This window comes from Sphingobium abikonense NBRC 16140, assembly GCF_001598335.1.
Classification (GTDB): domain Bacteria; phylum Pseudomonadota; class Alphaproteobacteria; order Sphingomonadales; family Sphingomonadaceae; genus Sphingobium; species Sphingobium abikonense.
Window position 1 is genome coordinate 196,281 of the sequence record NZ_BCYT01000001.1, and the last position, 19,988, is coordinate 216,268.

General features: G+C 62.5%; 17 protein-coding genes. 11 read left to right on the forward strand and 6 right to left on the reverse strand.

Annotated elements, in window-relative coordinates; genetic code table 11:
- Positions 1-5: 5 nt before the first annotated feature.
- From SAB01S_RS00895 to ychF, 3 genes are all read right to left on the reverse strand, one after another.
- A complete protein-coding gene (locus tag SAB01S_RS00895) occupies positions 6-1,271 on the reverse strand; it encodes an alkaline phosphatase family protein (protein WP_062731302.1) in 1,266 nt (421 codons plus the stop codon).
- A gap of 84 nt (positions 1,272-1,355) precedes the next feature.
- Positions 1,356-1,850, reverse strand: a complete 495-nt coding sequence (locus tag SAB01S_RS00900) for a DNA-deoxyinosine glycosylase (RefSeq protein ID WP_062731303.1) — start codon at positions 1,848-1,850, stop codon at positions 1,356-1,358.
- A 45-nt stretch (positions 1,851-1,895) separates the two neighbouring features.
- A complete protein-coding gene (gene ychF / locus SAB01S_RS00905; RefSeq protein ID WP_062731304.1) occupies positions 1,896-2,996 on the reverse strand; it encodes a redox-regulated ATPase YchF in 1,101 nt (366 codons plus the stop codon).
- Between the two features lie 118 nt (positions 2,997-3,114).
- On the opposite strand from ychF, the gene SAB01S_RS00910 reads away from it, so the two are divergent.
- Positions 3,115-3,570, forward strand: coding sequence for a DUF983 domain-containing protein (locus SAB01S_RS00910; RefSeq protein ID WP_083951092.1), 456 nt, complete (start codon positions 3,115-3,117; stop codon positions 3,568-3,570).
- Between the two features lie 9 nt (positions 3,571-3,579).
- Here SAB01S_RS00910 and SAB01S_RS00915 read toward each other — a convergent pair whose 3' ends face one another.
- Positions 3,580-4,995: a helix-turn-helix domain-containing protein gene (locus tag SAB01S_RS00915; protein ID WP_062731305.1), complete on the reverse strand. Its 1,416-nt coding sequence runs from the start codon at positions 4,993-4,995 to the stop codon at positions 3,580-3,582.
- A gap of 123 nt (positions 4,996-5,118) precedes the next feature.
- Between SAB01S_RS00915 and SAB01S_RS00920 the strand changes: the two genes are divergently transcribed.
- The 8 genes from SAB01S_RS00920 (at position 5,119) to SAB01S_RS17980 (ending at position 15,366) form a co-directional block, all read left to right on the forward strand.
- Positions 5,119-6,651, forward strand: coding sequence for an acyl-CoA carboxylase subunit beta (locus SAB01S_RS00920; RefSeq protein ID WP_062731492.1), 1,533 nt, complete (start codon positions 5,119-5,121; stop codon positions 6,649-6,651).
- 29 nt (positions 6,652-6,680) lie between these two features.
- Positions 6,681-7,871 carry an acetyl-CoA C-acyltransferase family protein gene (locus tag SAB01S_RS00925; protein ID WP_062731493.1) on the forward strand — a complete coding sequence of 397 codons (1,191 nt, stop codon included), beginning with the start codon at positions 6,681-6,683 and terminating at the stop codon, positions 7,869-7,871.
- Positions 7,868-8,311 (forward strand): methylmalonyl-CoA epimerase, encoded by a 444-nt coding sequence (mce, locus tag SAB01S_RS00930; protein ID WP_062731306.1) that lies wholly within the window; start codon positions 7,868-7,870, stop codon positions 8,309-8,311. Before SAB01S_RS00925 ends, mce begins: the two co-directional genes overlap by 4 nt.
- Before the next feature lie 145 nt (positions 8,312-8,456).
- The gene (gene scpA / locus SAB01S_RS00935) at positions 8,457-10,610 is read left to right on the forward strand and encodes a methylmalonyl-CoA mutase (protein ID WP_062731307.1); all 2,154 of its coding nucleotides are present in this window, start codon (positions 8,457-8,459) and stop codon (positions 10,608-10,610) included.
- A 97-nt stretch (positions 10,611-10,707) separates the two neighbouring features.
- The gene (gene bioB, locus SAB01S_RS00940; RefSeq protein ID WP_062731308.1) at positions 10,708-11,712 is read left to right on the forward strand and encodes a biotin synthase BioB; all 1,005 of its coding nucleotides are present in this window, start codon (positions 10,708-10,710) and stop codon (positions 11,710-11,712) included.
- A gap of 357 nt (positions 11,713-12,069) precedes the next feature.
- The gene (locus SAB01S_RS00945) at positions 12,070-14,070 is read left to right on the forward strand and encodes an acetyl-CoA carboxylase biotin carboxylase subunit (protein ID WP_062731309.1); all 2,001 of its coding nucleotides are present in this window, start codon (positions 12,070-12,072) and stop codon (positions 14,068-14,070) included.
- 103 nt (positions 14,071-14,173) lie between these two features.
- The gene (gene alr / locus SAB01S_RS00950) at positions 14,174-15,220 is read left to right on the forward strand and encodes an alanine racemase (RefSeq protein ID WP_062731494.1); all 1,047 of its coding nucleotides are present in this window, start codon (positions 14,174-14,176) and stop codon (positions 15,218-15,220) included.
- Entirely contained in the window at positions 15,220-15,366 is a 147-nt protein-coding gene (locus SAB01S_RS17980; protein ID WP_083951094.1) for a DUF2256 domain-containing protein, read from the forward strand. Before alr ends, SAB01S_RS17980 begins: the two co-directional genes overlap by 1 nt.
- Before the next feature lie 51 nt (positions 15,367-15,417).
- On the opposite strand, the gene SAB01S_RS00955 is transcribed toward SAB01S_RS17980, so the two are convergent.
- Positions 15,418-16,590, reverse strand: coding sequence for an acetyl-CoA C-acetyltransferase (locus SAB01S_RS00955; RefSeq protein ID WP_062731495.1), 1,173 nt, complete (start codon positions 16,588-16,590; stop codon positions 15,418-15,420).
- 49 nt (positions 16,591-16,639) lie between these two features.
- The gene (locus SAB01S_RS00960) at positions 16,640-17,728 is read right to left on the reverse strand and encodes an alpha/beta hydrolase (protein ID WP_245646378.1); all 1,089 of its coding nucleotides are present in this window, start codon (positions 17,726-17,728) and stop codon (positions 16,640-16,642) included.
- Here SAB01S_RS00960 and phaR point away from each other — a divergent pair.
- Entirely contained in the window at positions 17,727-18,311 is a 585-nt protein-coding gene (phaR, locus tag SAB01S_RS00965) for a polyhydroxyalkanoate synthesis repressor PhaR (RefSeq protein WP_021225830.1), read from the forward strand. The genes SAB01S_RS00960 and phaR overlap by 2 nt on opposite strands.
- Positions 18,312-18,397: 86 nt before the next feature.
- On the forward strand, positions 18,398-19,924 hold the full coding sequence (gene proS / locus SAB01S_RS00970) for a proline--tRNA ligase (RefSeq protein ID WP_062731497.1): 1,527 nt from the start codon (positions 18,398-18,400) through the stop codon (positions 19,922-19,924).
- Positions 19,925-19,988 lie beyond the last annotated feature (64 nt).

Genomic DNA, 19,988 nt, shown 5'->3' on the forward strand with positions numbered 1-19,988 from the left:
ATCCCTTATTGCGCGACGATGCTGGAAAGCGCGGCGGGGTTACCATCGGAGGGGCGGGGCGTGACCCCGATCAACCGCGCGAGCATTGGATAGACATCGACATTGGTGAAGTCAGGCGCGGGCTTTGCGCCTTTCACGAAGGCGGGGCCGTTGGCGATAAACAGCGCCTGCATTTCGGGCGCCCTATCGTCCCAGCCATGGCTTCCGCCCGATCTGGGCTTTGTGGGGGTCGTCGCCTGGACTTCCCAGCCGGTTTGCCCAAGACAGAAATAGGGCGGAATGCGCCGATGGGTGCCGTAATGAAAGCGAGCCGGAATCTCGCTCTTTCGCCAGCATTGCATATGGGGGTGGGGCTTCAAGAGCGCGGCCTCGAGGGCCTTTTCACGGCCGGGCACGGCAGCCAGGGTCGCGTAAGGCCCGCTTTCGACAACCCGATAATCCGCAGGGTTGGCGACCTTGTCGAGCGCCACGACGCGCTCGCTGGAACTGGCTGCCATGCCGTGATCGGCGAGGATGATGAGGTTTGCCGGCTGGCCCATTGCTTTGAGGCCGTCGACCAGGTCGCCCACGCGGGAATCGACCTCTGCCAGAGCGCGCGTCGTTTCCGGTGCATCCGGGCCGTAGACATGCCCGGCCGTATCGACGGTATCGAAATAGAGCGTCACGAATTTGGGGCGGATATCGGCGGGACGACGCAGCACGTCGAGCACCATGTTGACCCGCTGCGTCCCGTCGATCGCCTGATTGAACTGCGCCCAGTCGCTGGGGCGCGTGGCCCCGCTGATGGTGTAGGGCCAGGCCTGTTCCTTGGTGCCTCCCCAGGGCACGTTGGAACCAGGCCAGAACATCGTGGCCGTGCGCACGCCAGCTTTTTCCGCCGTCACCCAGATCGGTTCGGCCTCGCTCCACCAATAGGGGTCATCGCTCGCCATGGTGAACTTGTCGTCCGGGCGGCTGACGTCCTCCATGCTGTTGGCAACGATGCCGTTTCGGTCGGGCCTGTCCCCCGTCACGATGGCCCAATGATTGGGGAAGGTCTTTGTTGGGAAGGAGGGCCGCATGGATGCCTGGACGCCATTACCGGCAAGCGCGGCCAGATGCGGCGTCACCCCGCGTGCAAGATAGTCGGACCGGAAGCCGTCGATCGACACCAATATGGTGACGGGAGCGCGTTGTTCCGCCGCTGCTGACGTGGCGACAGGCTGAGCGGGCAGCGTGGCGCAGGCGCCAAGGCACAAAAGAGCAGGAGCAAGAAAGGACAGGCGAAACATGGCGACTCTATTTTTTGTCGAGAGATATGCCCCGCGCTTAGCAGCAAGGATGTGACGGTAAAGTGACCGATTGTCCCAACCCTGTCAGATCAGATGGTCGCGCAGGGCCAGCCATCGGTTCCGCTTCGCTTCCCGCGAGAGGCTGGCATAGGCGCCCGAGGTCGAGGGAAGGTCAAGCAGCGCAATGCCGGGGCGCTCGGCCAATTGCCTGCGACCATGCAGGGCGGCCGTCTTCCCATTGAAGGCGATGGCGCGAAGATCGGGAAGGCGGTCCACAAAATCGACCAGATTGCGCAGATCAGCCTGGCGAATACGGCTGTCGAGACTGCCATCCCGCTGCGCGCTTTCCATCACATCCCAAAGGCCGACGCCATGCGCGCGCAGCCGTTTAAGGCGCATGGCATAGGGCTGTGCCCGCAGATCTTCGCCGACGACATCGCCGATCAAATGCCAGAAGGCGTTGCCGCGATGGGCATAATATTCGCCCTGCCGGATGGACGCATCACCCGGCAGGCTGCCCAGGACCAGCACGCGGGTCGTGGCATCGACACTGGGCGGGAAGGCGAATTTGAGGGGCATCTTCTAGCTCGTCACCCCAGCTTCCGCTGGCATGACGGGAAATATTCAAACATTGAAGCGGAACAGCATGATATCGCCGTCCTGGGTGACATAATCCTTGCCTTCGGAGCGCCACTTGCCCGCTTCCTTGGCCCCGGCTTCGCCATTATACTGGACATAATCGGCATAGGCCATGGTTTCAGCGCGGATGAAGCCCTTTTCGAAATCGGTGTGGATCGCGCCGGCGGCCTGAGGCGCCTTGCTCCCCTTGGCCACAGTCCAGGCGCGGGCTTCCTTTGGCCCCACGGTGAAGAAGGTGATGAGGCCGAGCAACTCGTATCCTGCGCGGATGATGCGGGCGAGGCCGGCTTCCGTTAGGCCGAGCGCTTCGAGATATTCGGCGCGTTCTTCGACCGGCATGGTGACCAGTTCGGCCTCGATCGCGGCGGATACGATCACCGCCTTGGCATTTTCGGCTGCTGCCTTTTCAAACACGCGGGCCGAATGGGCGTTGCCGGTAGCCGCGCTTTCTTCCTCGACATTGCAGACATAGAGGACGGGCTTGGACGTCAGCAATTGCGCCTGCGCGAACAGACGGTCTTCCTCCGGGTCGCGCGGAACGGTGAGGCGCGCGGGCTTGCCGTCGCGCAGCAGGTCGAGCGCCTGGCCCAGAACCGAGGCCGCGGCTTTCGCTTCCTTGTCGCCCTGCGCCGCCTTCTTGGCGAGATTGGGCACGCGCTTTTCCAGGCTTTCAAGGTCGGCGAGCATCAGTTCGGTTTCGACCGTGTCGGCGTCAGCTATCGGATCGACCTTGCCCTCGACGTGGGTGATGTCGTCATCCTCGAAACAGCGCAGAACATGCACGATAGCGTCGACTTCGCGGATATTGGCAAGGAACTGGTTGCCGAGGCCTTCGCCCTTGGACGCGCCGCGCACCAGGCCCGCGATATCAACGAAGCTGAGCTGCGTTTCGATGATCTTGGCGCTGCCGCCGATCTTGGCGATGGTCTGAAGCCGATCGTCGGGCACCGCGACGCGGCCTTCATTGGGTTCGATGGTGCAAAAGGGATAATTCGCCGCCTGCGCCGCCTGTGTTTCGGTGAGCGCATTGAACAGGGTGGACTTGCCCACATTGGGAAGACCGACGATACCGCAACGAAAACCCATTTGACTGCCTTATTAGATCGGTGTGATGGACGCGCCGATAGCGCCTTGCGCGCGCAAAGGCCAGCCTTGGACAAATGGCGCCATCGACAGAAGCGCCGGCGCGCGCGATAAGAGGATCATGGCACAGCAGGACATCGAACAGGACGACGCGTTCTGGACCGACGCGCATGGCGGACGGTGGAAGAAACGGCCGGCGCTGGAAACCGGCGCGCTCGGTCGTTGTCCGCGCTGCGGCGATGGGCATATTTTCCGGGGTTTCCTGACGATCCGCGATCATTGCGAAGTGTGCGGCCTCGATTATAGTTTCGCCGACCCGGCGGATGGGCCAGCCGTTTTCGTGCAATTGTTCGCCTGTGTGCCTGGCGTCATCTTCATCCTGATGCTGGAGATCATGGCACGGCCGCCATGGTGGGTGCATCTGGCCGTGGGCCTGCCCGTGGTGATCCTGACGACCGTCCTGCCTCTGCGTCCTATCAAGGGCTGGCTGGTCGCCGCTCAGTTCACGACGCGGGCGCAGGAAGCGGGGACGGCCGAGCTGTGGGCGAAATTGCGCAAGGACGGACGTGAGGGCTGATCGCGCGCTTCAGCCGATCCAGTAGGGCACGATTTGGCGGTTGTCTGGATCGACATGGATCGGCCGGTCGGCCGGTGGAAAGGCGCGCTGGTCGCAGCTTTGTCGCGGGCACAGGCGGCAGGTGATGCCGATCGGGGTCGCCGCACCTTCCTCCTGCAAATGGAGGCCATCGGCATAGACGAAATTGGCGGCATGGGCGACTTCGCAGCCCAGCACCACGGCGTAGCGACGCGGCGTCCGCTTGTAGCTGCCCGATGGTTTGACCAGCCCTTTGGCCATCGACACGTAGCGAACGCCATCGGGGGTTTCGCCCAGCTGCACGTTGATGCGGTCGGGGACCGCCACCGCCTCATGGACGTTCCAGAGCGGACAGGCACCGCCAAAGCGGGCGAATTGCAGGCGCGTGGCGCTGTGTCGCTTGGTGATGTTCCCGGCCATGTCAACGCGGCAGAAAAAGAAGGGAATGCCGCGCAGGCCCGGCCGTTGCAGCGTCGACAAGCGGTGGCAGGCCTGTTCGAAACTGACGCCAAAGGTGCGGGCGAGCCGGTCGATATCATGCCGCATCGTCCGCGCCGCTTCGCGAAAAGCAGCATAGGGCATCAGCAGCGCGCCGGCGGCGTAATTGCCAAGGCCGATCGCCAACAGCCGGTCAGCACCCGGGACGGGCAAGGCCGCCTTTTCAACGACATCGGCAATCACCGCCTGCCCCTCCAGCAGCATCAATTGATGGGCCAGCATGAACTTGCGGCTTTCGGTCGGCAGCGCGGCGTTGATGAACAGCCGACGATCGGCGGCGCGATAGGCGCGCAACGCACTGTCGGGCGTTTCGGCGATCAATGTTTCGATACCGTGGCGACGGGCCAACGCTTCGACCAGCATCCCTTCGTCCAGCACCTGGCCCGCCGAGAAGCTGTCCGCCATGTCCTCCGCCAGGCAGTCGAGCGCATGGACATAATTGCCGGATTCATGAAACCAGTCTCGTGCTGCTTCCCAAGGAAGGCGTGCCTGAACCTCATGATCATTGGCGATTGCCTCCTCGATCATGTTGATCCGTTCATTGGCGCGCATGTGGGCGTTGTAGAGATCGACATAGCGGGCGGCGAATTCGGGGAATTGCAGGTGCAGCTTTTCGATGCGCTCCGGCTCCATCAGCGTACCGGGCAGCTCGGGATGGGCCAGCGCATAGGTGAAGGCGCCCAGCAATTGCTCCTCCTCCCGACTGTCGAAGCTTGCCCAGTCGGTGGGGAAGGCGCTGGCCACCGCAGCCTTGACCTTTGCCGTCAATGGCCGGTCGTCATTCTCAAGCTGGCTGAGATAGGATACGGATATGCCCAGCGCCTGCGCCATCGTCGCCTGGTCCATGCGGTGGTCCAGGCGGAGCTGGCGCAGACGAGGACCTGCGAAGATACGGTTGCCACGTGCCATCTGACGGCCATAATTTGCAAAGTCGTGATTTGCAAATTGGCAAATTCGCATTTGCGAAGAGGCGCATGCGCTGGCTAGGAGAGACGCCAACCGGTCTGAGCCGCTTTTGGAGAGATGCCCTTTATGTCGAAGCTCGCCATCATCGAACAGTTGGAAGCCAAGCGTGACGCTGCGCGTCTGGGCGGCGGACAGCGCCGCATCGACGCCCAGCACGCCAAGGGCAAGCTGACCGCGCGCGAGCGGATCGAAGTGCTGATGGATGAGGGCAGCTTCGAAGAGATCGACATGTATGTCGAACATAATTGCGTCGATTTCGGGATGGACGAAGCGCATGTGCCCGGCGATGGCGTCGTCACGGGGTCGGGAACGATCAACGGCCGCCTCGTCTTCGTCTTCAGCCAGGATTTCACCGTCTATGGCGGCGCGGTGTCCGAACGACATGCGATGAAAATCTGCAAGATCATGGACATGGCGATGAAGGTCGGCGCGCCCGTCATCGGCCTCAACGACAGCGGCGGCGCGCGTATCCAGGAAGGCGTGGCGTCGCTGGGTGGCTATGCCGAAATTTTCCAACGCAACGTGCTGGCATCGGGCGTCGTGCCGCAGATCAGCGTCATCATGGGGCCTTGCGCGGGCGGCGCGGTCTATTCCCCGGCCATGACCGACTTCATCTTCATGGTGAAGGACAGCAGTTTCATGTTCGTCACAGGCCCCGACGTCGTCAAGACGGTCACGAACGAAGTGGTGACACAGGAAGAATTGGGCGGCGCGGTGACGCACACCACCAAGTCAGGGGTCGCCGACGTGGCGTTCGAGAATGATATCGAGGCGTTGCTGGCGGTCCGCGATTTCGTGGACTTCCTGCCTGCGTCCAACCGCGATCCGGTGCCTGAACGGCCGAGCGCGGACCCATGGGACCGGATCGAGCCCAGCCTCGACACGCTGATCCCGGCCAACGCCAATCAACCTTACGACATGCACGAACTGATCCGCAAAGTCGTGGACGAAGGCGAGTTTTTCGAAGTCCAGCCGGCTCATGCCGGCAATATCCTGTGCGGCTTCGGCCGCATCGAGGGAAAGACCGTGGGCATTATCGCCAACCAGCCGATTGTGCTGGCGGGTGTGCTGGACATTAATTCTTCAAAGAAGGCGGGGCGTTTCGTGCGTTTCTGCGATGCCTTCGAAATTCCGATCGTGACGTTTGTGGACGTGCCGGGCTTCCTGCCTGGCACCGCGCAGGAATTGAACGGCATCATCAAGCACGGCGCGAAGCTGCTGTTCGCCTATGCCGAAGCGACAGTGCCCAAGATTACCGTCATCACGCGCAAGGCCTATGGCGGCGCTTATGACGTCATGAGTTCCAAGCATTTGCGCGGCGACCTCAACTATGCCTGGCCGACAGCCGAGATTGCGGTGATGGGCGCGAAGGGCGCGGTGGAAATCATCTTCCGCGGCAAGACAACCGAAGAGATTGCGGAAAAGACCGCCGAATATGAAGCGCGCTTCGCCAACCCCTTTGTGGCAGCCAGTAAGGGCTTCATCGACGAGGTGATTCAGCCGCATTCGACTCGCAAGCGCATCGCCCTTGGCCTGCGCAAGCTGCGGAATAAGCAGTTGGAAAACCCGTGGAAGAAGCATGACAATATTCCGCTGTAAGCGGCTTGGTCATCAGCGGAGTGAATTTCATGAGTGAAGCACAGGACATCTTCATCGTCGCGGGTGCGCGGACCGCGATTGGGACATTTGGCGGCTCGCTGGCATCATTCCGGCCAGCCGAACTCGGCACGATCGTCATCAAGGAAGCGATCGAGAGAGCGGGTATCAGCGGCGCGGACGTGCAGAATGTCGTCATTGGCACCGTGGTCCCGACCCAGCCCAAGGATGCCTATGTCAGCCGGGTTGCGGCGGTCAATGCTGGGGTGCCGATCGACGCACCGGCAATGAACGTCAACAGGCTCTGCGGTTCGGGGCTTCAGGCGATCGTGTCGGCTGCGCAGGCGATTGCGCTGGGCGAGCATGATATCGCGGTGGCAGGCGGAGCGGAGTCCATGTCCAACGCCCCCCATATGGTCCTGTCTGCGCGCAACGGGCAGAAGATGGGTAATATCGAGATGGTCGACGCCATGCTTGGCGCGCTGCACGACCCCTTTGAGAATATTCATATGGGCGTGACGGCGGAAAATGTCGCCGAACGCTGCGGCATAAGCCGGGAGGAACAGGATGCCGTGGCGGTCGAAAGCCATAGGCGCGCGGCAGCCGCCATCGCGGCAGGCTATTTCAAAGAGCAGATCATTCCTGTCGAGATAAAGACGCGCAAGGGCGTCACCATCTTTGACACCGACGAGCATGTCCGCGCCGACGCATCGCTCGAGGGAATGGGCGGCCTTCGTCCAGTGTTCAAGAAAGATGGCACGGTGACGGCGGGCAACGCGTCAGGCATCAACGACGGCGCGGGCGCTGTCGTGCTGGCCAGCGGCAAGGCCGTCGCGGAGAAGGGCCTGAAGCCGCTCGCCCGGATCATCGCCTGGGGCCATGCCGGCGTTGAGCCCAACGTGATGGGGCTGGGTCCGGTGAAAGCGGTTCCGGTCGCGCTTGCCCGCGCGGGTTTGACGCTCGACCAGATGGACGTGATCGAAAGCAACGAAGCCTTTGCCGCCCAGGCGTGCGGCGTCGCCAAGGAACTGGGGTTTGATCCGGCCAAGACCAATCCCAACGGGTCGGGCATTTCGCTTGGCCATCCCATTGGTGCGACGGGCGCGATCCTGACGATCAAGGCGGCCTATGAACTGAAACGCACCGGCGGGCGCTACGCGCTGATCACCATGTGCATCGGCGGCGGCCAGGGTATCGCGATGGTGATCGAGGCGGTGGCATGAAGCTGGGGCGGCTCAATCATATTGGGGTGGCGACGCCGTCGCTGGAGGCAAGCCTTGCCTATTATCGCGACGTCATGGGCGCGACGCTTGCGCACGAGCCGTTCGACCTGCCGGCGCAGGGGGTTAAGGTCTGCTTCGTCGATACGCCTGGCGAGAACGGCACGGCGGGAACGCAGATCGAATTGATCGAACCCTTGGGCGAGGCCAGCCCGATCCATGGGTTTCTGGCCAAGAACCCGGCCGGCGGGCAGCATCATATGTGCTATGAAGTGGCCGATATCATGGAAGCCAAGGCCTGGTTCGAAGGGTTGGGGAAGAAGATACTGGGCGAGCCGCGCATCGGCGCACATGGCACGCCGATCTTCTTCGTGCACCCAAAGGACATGAACGGGGTGCTGACCGAAATCATGGAGACGCCCAAGGCTGGTGCCGGGCACTAACATCACCGTTCGTCCTGAGTAGCCACTGAGCGTGTCGAAGTGGCGTATCGAAGGACAGCGACGGCAAGACCCTTCGATACGAGGCTTCGACAGGCTCAGCCTCTACTCAGGGCGAACGGATCAAGTTTGGATTGGGCTGAAACTAATGACCGAAAAGCCGACACTGGATCAATGGGCCGCCGCTGCCGCCAAGGAGGTGAAGGGCAAGGATCTGACCTGGGAAACCCCGGAAGGGATCACGGTCAAGCCGCTCTACACGTCGGAGGATGTGACGGTCGATCCGGGGCTGCCGGGCTTCGCGCCGTTCACGCGCGGCGTGCGCGCGTCCATGTATGCGGGGCGTCCCTGGACCATCCGTCAATATGCGGGCTTCTCCACCGCCGAGGAATCCAATGCCTTCTACCGCCGCAACCTGGCGGCCGGACAGAAAGGGTTATCGGTCGCTTTCGATCTCGCGACGCATCGCGGCTATGACAGCGATCATCCGCGTGTGACCGGCGATGTCGGCAAGGCCGGCGTGGCGATCGACAGTGTCGAGGACATGAAGATCCTGTTCGACGGCATCCCGCTCGACAAGATGTCGGTCAGCATGACGATGAACGGCGCGGTGATCCCCATCCTTGCTTTCTTCATTGTCGCGGGTGAAGAGCAGGGCGTCGATCGCGCGCTGCTCGACGGGACCATCCAGAACGACATCCTCAAGGAGTTCATGGTCCGCAACACCTATATCTATCCCCCCGAACCCTCGATGCGGATCATCAGCGACATTTTCGGCTATACGTCGCGCGAGATGCCCAAGTTCAACAGCATCTCCATTTCCGGCTATCATATGCAGGAAGCCGGTGCGACGCAGGTTCAGGAACTGGCCTTCACGATCGCGGACGGCATCGAATATGTGAAATACGGCGTGGCTTCGGGCCTCGACATCGACAAATTTGCCGGGCGTCTGTCCTTCTTCTTCGCCATCGGCATGAATTTCTTCATGGAGATCGCCAAGTTGCGCGCGGCGCGCGTGCTGTGGCATCGGGCGATGACGCAGCTTGGCGCGCAGCAGGAACGGTCCAAGATGCTGCGCACTCATTGCCAGACATCGGGCGTCTCTCTGACCGAGCAAGACCCCTATAACAATGTCATGCGCACCACGATCGAGGCGATGGCCGCGATGCTGGGCGGCACCCAGTCCTTGCACACCAACGCGCTGGACGAGGCGATTGCCCTCCCCACCGACTTTTCCGCACGCATCGCCCGCAATACCCAGTTGGTGATCCAGGAAGAAACCGGCATGTGCAATGTCGTCGATCCGCTGGGCGGCAGCTATTATGTAGAGGCGCTGACCCAGCAACTGGTCGACGCCGCGCAGGAGATTATCGACCGGGTCGAGGCGGAAGGCGGCATGGCGAAGGCGGTTGCGGCGGGCTGGCCCAAGGCGATGATCGAAACCGCTGCGGCCGCCCGTCAGGCGCGGGTCGACCGGGGCGAGGACGTGATCGTCGGCGTCAACAAATATCGCCTCGCCAATGAAGACCTGCTCGAAACGCTGGAGGTCGACAATACGAAGGTGCGCGAGGCGCAGATCGCCCGGATCAATCGGGTCAAGGCAGAGCGGGACGAGGCGGCCTGCGAGGCGGCGCTTGAGGCGCTGCGGCTGGCTGCGGCAGGGCCGCAAGGCATCGAGAATAATTTGCTCGCCCATGCAGTGGAAGCGGCTCGCGCCCGTGCAACGCTGGGTGAAATCTCTTCCGCTATGGAGGACAGCTTCCAGCGTTATGGCACGCAGCCGACCCCGGTGAAGGGCGTCTATGCCGCGCCTTACAAGGATGACAGTCGCTGGAAACAGGTTCTCGACGGCGTGCAGGCCGTCGAACGGCGCCTCGGTCGAAAGCCCAAGCTTCTCGTTGCGAAGATGGGCCAGGATGGACACGACCGGGGCGCCAACATCATCGCATCGGCCTTTGGCGATATGGGTTTTGACGTGGTGTCAGGACCGCTGTTCCAGACGCCGGAGGAAACGGTCGTGCTGGCGCTCGACAGCAATGCCGATGTGGTCGGCGCGTCCAGCCTGGCGGCAGGGCACAAGACGCTGATCCCCGAACTGATCCAGAAACTGCGCGAGCAGGGCCGCGGCGACATCAAGGTGATCGCGGGCGGGGTGATCCCGCCGCAGGATTATGACTTCCTCCGTGACGCGGGCGTTCAGGGCATTTATGGGCCGGGTTCCAATGTCGTGGAATGCGCCGCCGACGTGCTGCGCCTCCTCGGCCACAACATGCCCCCCGCCGGGCTGGAGGAAGCCGCGTAATGCTAACTTATTATCCGTTCGCTTCGAGCGCAGTCGAGAAGCGTAGAGTGCAGGGTTATGGTTTCTCGACTTCGCTCGAAACGAACGGAGCTTTCGCATGACCACTGCCAACGCCCGCACCGACTGGACGCGCGAGGAAATCGCCGCGCTGTTTGACCTGCCGTTCAACGACCTGATGTTCGAGGCGCAGTCGATCCATCGCGCCAACTTCCCGCGCAACGAAGTGCAACTGTCCACTTTGCTTTCGATCAAGACCGGCGGCTGCCCAGAGGATTGCGGTTATTGCAACCAGTCCGCCCATGCCGAAAGCGGCCTGAAGGCGCAAAAGCTGATGAGCGTGCAGGCCGTGATGCAGGCGGCGGCGCAGGCGAAGGATGCGGGCAGCTCGCGCTTCTGCATGGGCGCGGCCTGGCGCAACCCCAAGGATCGCGACATGCCCGCCATCGTCGAGATGGTAAAGGGCGTGCGCCAGATGGGCATGGAAACCTGCATGACGCTGGGGATGCTCAGCGAAAGCCAGGCGGCCATGCTCGCAGAGGCGGGCCTCGACTATTACAACCACAATATCGACACCTCGCCCGAACATTATGAGAAGGTCATCACGACGCGGACCTTTGACGACCGGCTGATGACGCTGGAAAATGTCCGCAATTCCGGCATCAATGTGTGCAGCGGCGGCATCGTGGGCATGGGTGAGACGCGCGAGGATCGCGTCGGCTTTCTGCACGCGCTCGCCGTTCTGCCGCGCCATCCCGAAAGTGTGCCGATCAACGCACTGGTGCCGGTCAAGGGCACGGTGCTGGGCAATATGCTGGCCGACACGCCGCTCGCCAAGATCGACGAGATCGAGTTCGTGCGGACGGTGGCGGTCGCGCGGATCGTGATGCCGCAGAGCATGGTGCGGCTGAGCGCGGGCCGCGAGAGCATGAGCGAGGCGTGCCAGGCGCTCTGCTTCATGGCGGGCGCGAACAGCATCTTCACCGGCGACAAGCTGCTGACCACCGCCAATGCAGGCGACGACAAGGACGCGGCACTGTTTGCGAAGCTCGGCGTCGTGCCGATGCAGGCGGAGGTGAAGCTCGAGCTGGAGGCGGCGGAGTGACATTCGCGCCCAGCTTCGTCACCCCGGATTTAATCCGGGGTCCCGCTTCTTCTTCGGCGCTGCCAGGCAAGAAAGCGGGATACCGGATCAAGTCCGGCATGACAAGCATCAAGATGTCGAAGTTTTGAAATGAAGGGTGTCACACCGCTCGGCTACGCGATCGTGACGTTAGCCTACTGGTGGTGTGCACTGACAATTTTGGGGCTGATCTCCGTCACGTTCCATTGCAGAAGTTATGGGGATGACGCCTGTTGGGAGGCCTCAAGGCCAATCCTCTGGGGTGGGTTATGTTTAGGAGCGGTGGGGTACGTCTTCGTAATTCGCCGGTTAAAGAATAAGGGCAAGGATTAGAACGATATGCCAATCACCAAGATCCTGATCGCGAACCGTGGCGAGATCGCGTGCCGTGTCATGCGCACGGCCAAGAAGATGGGCATCGCGACCGTCGCGGTCTATTCTGATGCTGATGCGCGCGCGCCGCATGTGCTGATGGCGGACGAGGCCGTGCATATCGGCCCTTCACCCGCCGCCCAGTCATACCTGATCGCCGACAAGATCATCGCGGCCTGCAAGCAGACCGGCGCGGACGCGGTGCATCCGGGGTATGGTTTTCTGTCCGAGCGCGAGAGCTTCCGCAAGGCGCTCGACGCCGAGGGCATCATCTTCATCGGCCCCCCCGCCAACGCCATCGCCGCGATGGGCGACAAGATCGAGTCCAAGAAGCTCGCCAAGCAGGCCGGCGTCAATGTCGTCCCCGGCTTCGTCGGGGAGATCGAGGACACCGACCACGCCGTCCGTATCTCCAACGAGATCGGCTATCCGGTGATGATGAAGGCGTCGGCCGGCGGCGGCGGCAAGGGGATGCGCCTTGCTTACTCCGAGCAGGATGTGCGCGAAGGGTTCGAGGCGACCAAGCGCGAGGGCCTTGCCAGCTTCGGCGACGACCGCGTGTTCATCGAGAAGTTCATCGAAAGCCCGCGCCATATCGAAATCCAGGTGCTGGGCGATCAGCATGGCAACATCGTCTATCTGAACGAGCGCGAATGTTCGATCCAGCGCCGCCACCAGAAGGTGGTCGAAGAAGCGCCCTCGCCCTTCGTGTCCCCTGAAATGCGCAAGAAGATGGGCGAGCAGTGCGTCGCGCTGGCCCGGGCGGTCGGCTATTTCAGCGCCGGCACGGTCGAACTGATCGTAAGCGGCGCGGACACGACCGGCGACAGCTTCTACTTCTTGGAAATGAACACCCGGCTTCAAGTGGAGCATTGCGTCACCGAAGAAATTACCGGCGTCGATCTGGTCGAGCAGATGATCCGCGTCGCCAATGGCGAAAAACTGGCCTTCACCCAGGATGAGGTCAAGCTCAACGGCTGGGCGGTCGAGACCCGTGTTTATGCCGAGGACCCCTATCGCGGCTTCCTGCCCTCAACCGGCCGCCTCGTCCGCTACAATCCGCCCGAGGAGGGGGGCGACGAGACCGGCGCGAAGGTCCGCGTGGACGATGGCGTGGCCGAGGGCGGCGACGTGTCCATGTTCTACGACCCGATGATCGCGAAGCTGGTGACATGGGCGCCCACGCGTCTCGAAGCCATCGACAAACAGATCGAGGCGCTTGATCGGTTCGAGATCGAAGGGCCGGGGCATAATATCGATTTCCTGTCGGCGCTGATGCAGCACGAGCGGTTCCGTTCCGGCAACATCACCACCGGCTTCATCGCCGAGGAATATCCCGAAGGGTTCAAGGGCGCGCCCGCGTCACCGGAACTGCTGAAGCGGCTGTCAGCCATCGGCGCATTTGCCGCGATGGCGCAGGCCGATCGCGCACGTCGTATCGAAGGACAGTTGGGCAAGCGGCTGTCTCCGCCCACTGGCTGGCAGGTGAAGATCGGCGACGCGCTGCATGATGTCGTGATTGATGGCGATGACGTCACCGTGGACGGCGAGAGCGTCGATATGGCGCTGGAATATACGCCCGGCGATCGGCTGATCGAGGCGGAATTTGGCGATGACATGCTGGCTGTGCGGATTGCGGCGGCACGGTCGGGTTTTGTCTTGACCGCCCATGGCGCAAGCCACCGCCTGCGCATCCTGCCTGCCCATGCTGCGCCCTATGCTGCGCACATGCTGGAAAAGGTCGCACCAGACCTGTCCAAATATCTGATCTGCCCGATGCCCGGCCTGCTGGTCGCGCTCAATGTCAAGGAAGGCGACAAGGTCGAGGTTGGCCAGCCGCTTGCCGTAATCGAAGCCATGAAAATGGAGAATATCCTGCGCGCGGGCAAGGCCGGGACGGTCAAGAGCGTGTCGGCTGCGCAGGGCGAGAGCCTGCCGGTCGACGCCGTGATCCTGGAACTGGAATAGGCGGGGTTCCGCAGAGGGCTTGTCGAGCAAGTCGTCTGCGATGGCTCGGATCGCTCTGCCTTCCCCCTCGACGGCGGGGGCGTGGGCCGCTATCCGCGACGCGATGCACGGCTATATCGCTCCGCTTCGGCTGCGCCTGGATGGCGAAGCGCTGGTGTCCAACTGGCGCTGGCTTGCACAGATGAGCGGCTCTGCGGCCTGCGGCGCTGCGATCAAGGCCAATGGCTATGGTCTTGGCGCGGAGGCCGTCATGCGACACCTGATCCGCGCAGGGTGCCGCGATTTTTTCGTCTCCAACTGGGGGGAGGCTCAAGCGCTCGAGCCACTGGTGACGGATGACGTTCGCCTGTCCGTTCTGCATGGCGTGCGGAGCGAGGATATGGCGATCGCTACCGAGTCGCGCGCTAAGCCGGTTTTGTCGACGCCGGCCCAGATTGCGCGATGGCGCGATGCGGGCGGTAAGCCGTGCGATGTCATGATCGATACCGGGATGAACCGGCTGGGACTGGACTGGCGGAGCGAGACTCTGGTCGCGCTTAATGGGCTGACTGTCGAAACGGTCATGAGCCATCTCGCTTCAGCCGATGAAGAGGTGGCCCTTAATAGGGTGCAGCAGGACCGCTTCGCCGACATTGCTCGTCGCGTGCCCGGGGAGCGCCACAGCCTGGCGAACAGTGCGGGCATTTGCCGTGGAGCAAACTATCACTTCGATCTGACACGGCCGGGAATTGCGCTTTACGGCGGCGTGCCTCATGCCAGGGCAGCCGGGCATATCCGCCAGGTCGTGCAACCGCAGGCGCAGATATTGCAACGGCGCCGGCTGATCGCCGGGGACAGCATCGGCTATAATGCGACCTTCACCGCGGTGGATGATCATGAGGTGGCCATTTTGAACCTTGGCTATGCGGATGGCTATCTGCGTGGTTTTTCCGGCACGGGTGCGGCAAGCGTGGCGGGCATTCGCCTGCCGGTGCTCGGACGGGTGTCAATGGACCTGGCGGCGATCGACGTCAGCGCCGTGGCGGACCTGTCTGAAGGAGACTGGATCGACATCGACTATGACCTGCGCCGCGCCTCCGCCGCATCGGGTCTGTCGCAATATGAACTGCTGACAGGACTTGGCGCGCGTTATGACCGGGTATGGGCTTGATGCCGCGGGGCGTCGCCAAGGCCGATTTGCCGACCAAGACATGCCCGGTGTGTCAGCGTCCCTTCGCCTGGCGCAAGAAATGGGCGCGCGATTGGGATCAGGTCATCTATTGTTCGGAACGCTGCCGGCGGTCGAAACCGACATGAAAAGGCAGCCGGCTATCGACCGGCGGCCTTTTTCTGATCATGCAGTGCGGATCAGCGTTCGATGCACATAGCAACGCCCATGCCGCCGCCGATGCACAGCGTGGCCAATCCCTTCTTCGCATCGCGCTTGCCCATCTCGTAGAGCAAGGTCGTCAGCACGCGCGCGCCCGATGCGCCGATGGGGTGGCCGATCGCGATCGCACCGCCATTCACATTGACCTTTTCAGGGTCGAATCCCAGTTCCTGGCTGACCGACAGGGCCTGCGCGGCGAAGGCCTCATTGGCTTCGATCAGGTCAAGATCGGCGACCGACCATCCCGCCTTGGCCAAGGCCTTGCGGCTCGCGGGAGCCGGGCCGATGCCCATGATCGACGGGTCAACGCCGCACGTGCCGAAGCCCGCGATACGACCCAGGATCGTCGCGCCGCGCTTTGCGGCTTCATCGGCCGTCATCAGCACCAGCGCGGCGGCGCCATCGTTCAGTCCGCTGGCATTGCCAGCCGTGACCGTACCATCCTTCTTGAAAGCGGGCTTAAGCCCACTCATCGCCTCGACTGTCGCGCCGTCGCGTATATATTCGTCTGTGTCGACAATCGTGTCGCCCTTGCGTCCCTTCACCGTCACCGGCGCGATTTCATCCTTGAAGCGACCGGAGGATCGCGCCGCCGATGCCTTCTTCTGGCTCGAAACGGCGAATGCGTCCTGCGCTTCCCGGCTGATCTGATATTTTTCAGCCAGGTTTTCGGCGGTGATGCCCATATGATAGGCGTTGAAGGCGTCGGTCAGGCCGTCAACGATCATCGTATCGACCAAGCTGACATTGCCCATTTTCTGGCCGGCGCGCAGGAACTGGGCATGCGGCGCAAGCGACATATTTTCCTGCCCACCCGCGACCATGATGCGCGCGTCGCCGAGCGCGATGGCCTGCGCTGCGAGCGCGACTGCGCGAAGGCCCGATCCGCACACCTGATTGATCGCAAAGGCGGTGCGATCCACCGGGATGCCGGCGGCGACCGCCGCCTGCCGGGCGGGGTTCTGGCCCAGGCCCGCGGTCAGCACATGGCCCAATATCACCTCATCTACTTCGTCGGCCGAAACCCGTGCCTGCTCCAGCGCGGCCCGGATCGCGGTCTGGCCCAGGACATGCGCCGGCGTGGTGCTGAAGGCGCCAAGGAAACTGCCCACGGGGGTACGCTTCGCGGCGGTGATGACGATGTCTAACAAGGCCTCTATCCTCTTCGATGGTGCATGGGATTTCGCAGGCGCAATAGCATCAGCCGCCATGACTGGAAAGCCAATGGGACAAAGGTACCCATAACAGGTCGCGCGCGCGACCACCCACGACCATGCCGACATGGCCAAGAGACAGGTTGCGCACGTCACGCAGGTTCGGGCTGGCGGCAGCGGGGACGATACGGTCGGTGGTCGAGCGGATCGACAAGGTAGGGCAGTCGAGGTCTTCGGGGGCGACCACTTTGTCGTCAATGCGCCATTGCCCCCGGCCAGGCGTGTCCGCCGCGTAAAAATGTTCAAACAGATCGCGGCCCGCCGCATAACTGAGCGGCGCACCTTCATTCGCCCAATCCTCGACCGCCAGAAATGCCTGTTCGGCGTCCGATCCCGGTTCGGCGTCGGCGAAGGCGGCGAATTTGCGGATGGTGCGCGCAGGGTCCATCGCCCAGAAACCGGATTGCAGCACTTCCATGGGAACATAGCCGATCCGCTGGCACATCGGCTTCGCGCCACGCCACAGCCCGGCGATCAAATCCAGATCGGCGCCAGGAAAACGACTGAAGCGCCAGGGGGCGGCTATGGTCGCAACGGCTGTCGCTGGGATGAGCGCCGCCACACCCAGCGCCAGACTGCCGCCCAGGCAGTAGCCGACAAGGATGGGCGGGCGGGGAAGGGCGGCGAGCAGCGGCAGCAGCCTTTCCGTCACATGCCGGTCCAGGCCGAGCGCCGCATCCGAAGCGCCCGGCGCGCCCCAATCGACCAGATAGGCGTCATGCCCTGCTGCGGCCATGTGGCGCAGCAAGGACCGCCGCTCGGACAGATCAAGCACGCGCGGCGGATTGATGAGCGAGGGAATGAAAACGACCGGAACGCCTTCCGTTCCCGCGCCATATTGCAGCAACCGGGCCGGTCCTGCCTTGGCGATACAGCGGCCCGCCTCATGTGGCGGCGGACGATCAGCGATTTGATATTTCCGCAGCCCCGCAAGCGCGCGCTTGCGCAAGTCTGGATCGCCCTCCGTTTCGCGCCATAAAATATTGAGAAAAAGGGGCAAAGGCCGGGGGCCATGTTGCGGTGCGGCAACGCCCTGTGCTAATGCGGCATCTGCAGGTGTGGGAGAGGTATCCATGTCCAAATCAAAGGCCGCCAATAGTTCGGAACCGGTCGTCATCAAGAAGTACGCCAACAGGCGGCTCTATAACACCGAAACATCCAGTTACATTACCCTGGACCTGCTGTCGCAAATGACGCGGGAGGGGCGGGAATTTGTGGTCGTCGATGCCAAGACTGGCGAGGACATCACCCATAATGTGCTGACGCAGATCATCATGGAAGAGGAACAGCGCGGCAAGAATATGCTGCCTGTCAACTTCCTGCGGCAGCTGATCGCCATGTACGGCGATTCGATGCAATCCATGGTGCCGCAATATCTCGAAGCGTCGATGGATGCATTCCGCAAGAATCAGCAGCAATTTCAGGAAGCGATGAAAGGGGCGTTCGGCGGCGGCCCGCTCGCCGAGATCGCCAAGCGCAACATGCAGATGTTCGAAGCGGCCGCCAGCGCCTTTGGTAACGGCGTGCCGGGAATGCCAGGCATGCCGGGCGCCCAACCGGCGGCGGCTAGCGCATCGGAAGGCGCGAAGGATGACGAGATCGCTGAACTCAAGGCGCAATTGGCCGCGCTTAACGCCAAGATCGACAAGCTGAGCTGACCGCTTCGGCAAAGGGTCGACAGGGATGGCGCGTCTGGCCTATGGCGCGCCATCTTCCTCAATCGATCAGCCAAGGTCAGCCCTCTGTGAAGCACGCTCTTTCCGTCACCCGCGAACAGGATTTCGCCGCTTGGTATCAGGCCGTCATCGCCGAAGCCGACATGGCGGAGGAAAGCGGCGTGCGCGGCTGCATGGTGATCCGTCCCTGGGGCTATGGCATCTGGGAGAGGATGCAAAAGCTGCTGGACGAGCAGATCAAGGCGACCGGCCACGAAAATTGCTATTTCCCGCTATTCATCCCGCTTTCCTATTTTGAAAAGGAAGCCGAGCATGTCGACGGCTTCGCCAAGGAAATGGCGGTCGTCACCCATCACCGGCTGATTCAGCAGGACGGCAAGCTGGTCCCCGATCCCGAAGCGAAGCTGGAGGAGCCGCTGGTCGTGCGCCCGACATCGGAGACGGTGATCGGCGCGGCGTTCAGCCGCTGGGTGCAAAGCTGGCGCGATCTTCCCGTGCTCATCAACCAATGGGCCAATGTCGTGCGGTGGGAAATGCGCACCCGCATGTTTCTGCGCACTGCCGAATTTCTGTGGCAGGAAGGGCATACCGCGCACGCCACGGTTGACGAGGCGATGGACGAAACGCTCAAGATGCTGGAAGTCTATCGTGCCTTTGCCGAGGATTGCGTGGCAATGCCGGTGATCGCGGGTGAGAAGCCGGAAAATGAGCGCTTTCCCGGTGCTGTCGCCACCTATTCGATCGAGGCGATGATGCAGGATGGCAAGGCGCTGCAGGCCGGCACTTCGCACTTTCTGGGCACGACCTTCAGCCAGGCGCAGAATATCAAATTCCAGAATGCCGAAGGGCAGCAGGAACTTGCGCAAACGACCAGCTGGGGCGTGTCGACGCGGATGATCGGCGGCCTCATCATGACGCATGGCGATGACGATGGTCTGCGCGTGCCGCCGCGCGTCGCGCCCTATCAGATCGTTATCGTGCCGATGCTGCGCGATACGGACGAGGACGCGACGATCGTCGAATATTGTGCGGATCTGGTTCATCGACTGAACCAGCTGGACGCGTTCCGGGAACCGGTGCGCGCATTGCTCGACAAGCGCCCGGCCAAAGCCGCGACGAAACGCTGGGGGTGGGTCAAGAAGGGCGCGCCGATCGTCATTGAGGTGGGGAGCCGTGACGTCGCGGGCGGCAATGTATCGGTCATTCGCCGCGACCGGCTGTATCGGGCGGATGGCAAGCTCGACAGCCAGATCGTCGCGAAGGATGATCTGGTTAAAAACGCGGTTGCGATGCTGGAAGAGGTCCAAGCCGCCCTGTTCGCCGATGCCAAGGCCAAGCTAGATGGTGCGATCGACGATTCGATTACCGACCTGGACGCGCTGAAAGCCTATTTCGGGGCGAGCAAAAAGCCGGGCTGGGCGCTGGTGCAATGGGCCAAGCCCACGGGGGCGGACCTGGAAAAAGTCGTGCAATGGCTCAAGGGTGAGAAGCTGACGTTGCGCAATGTGCCGAGCGATGCGGCGCCGGCCGACGGTGCCTGCATCTTCACCGGTGGCGCAGCGGTTGAGCGGGTGCTGGTTGGCCGTAGCTACTGACTTTTACTCATAGGTCGCTTGCCGCGAGCAAAGAGGGAAATCATCTCCACTTTGCTCGCGGCGA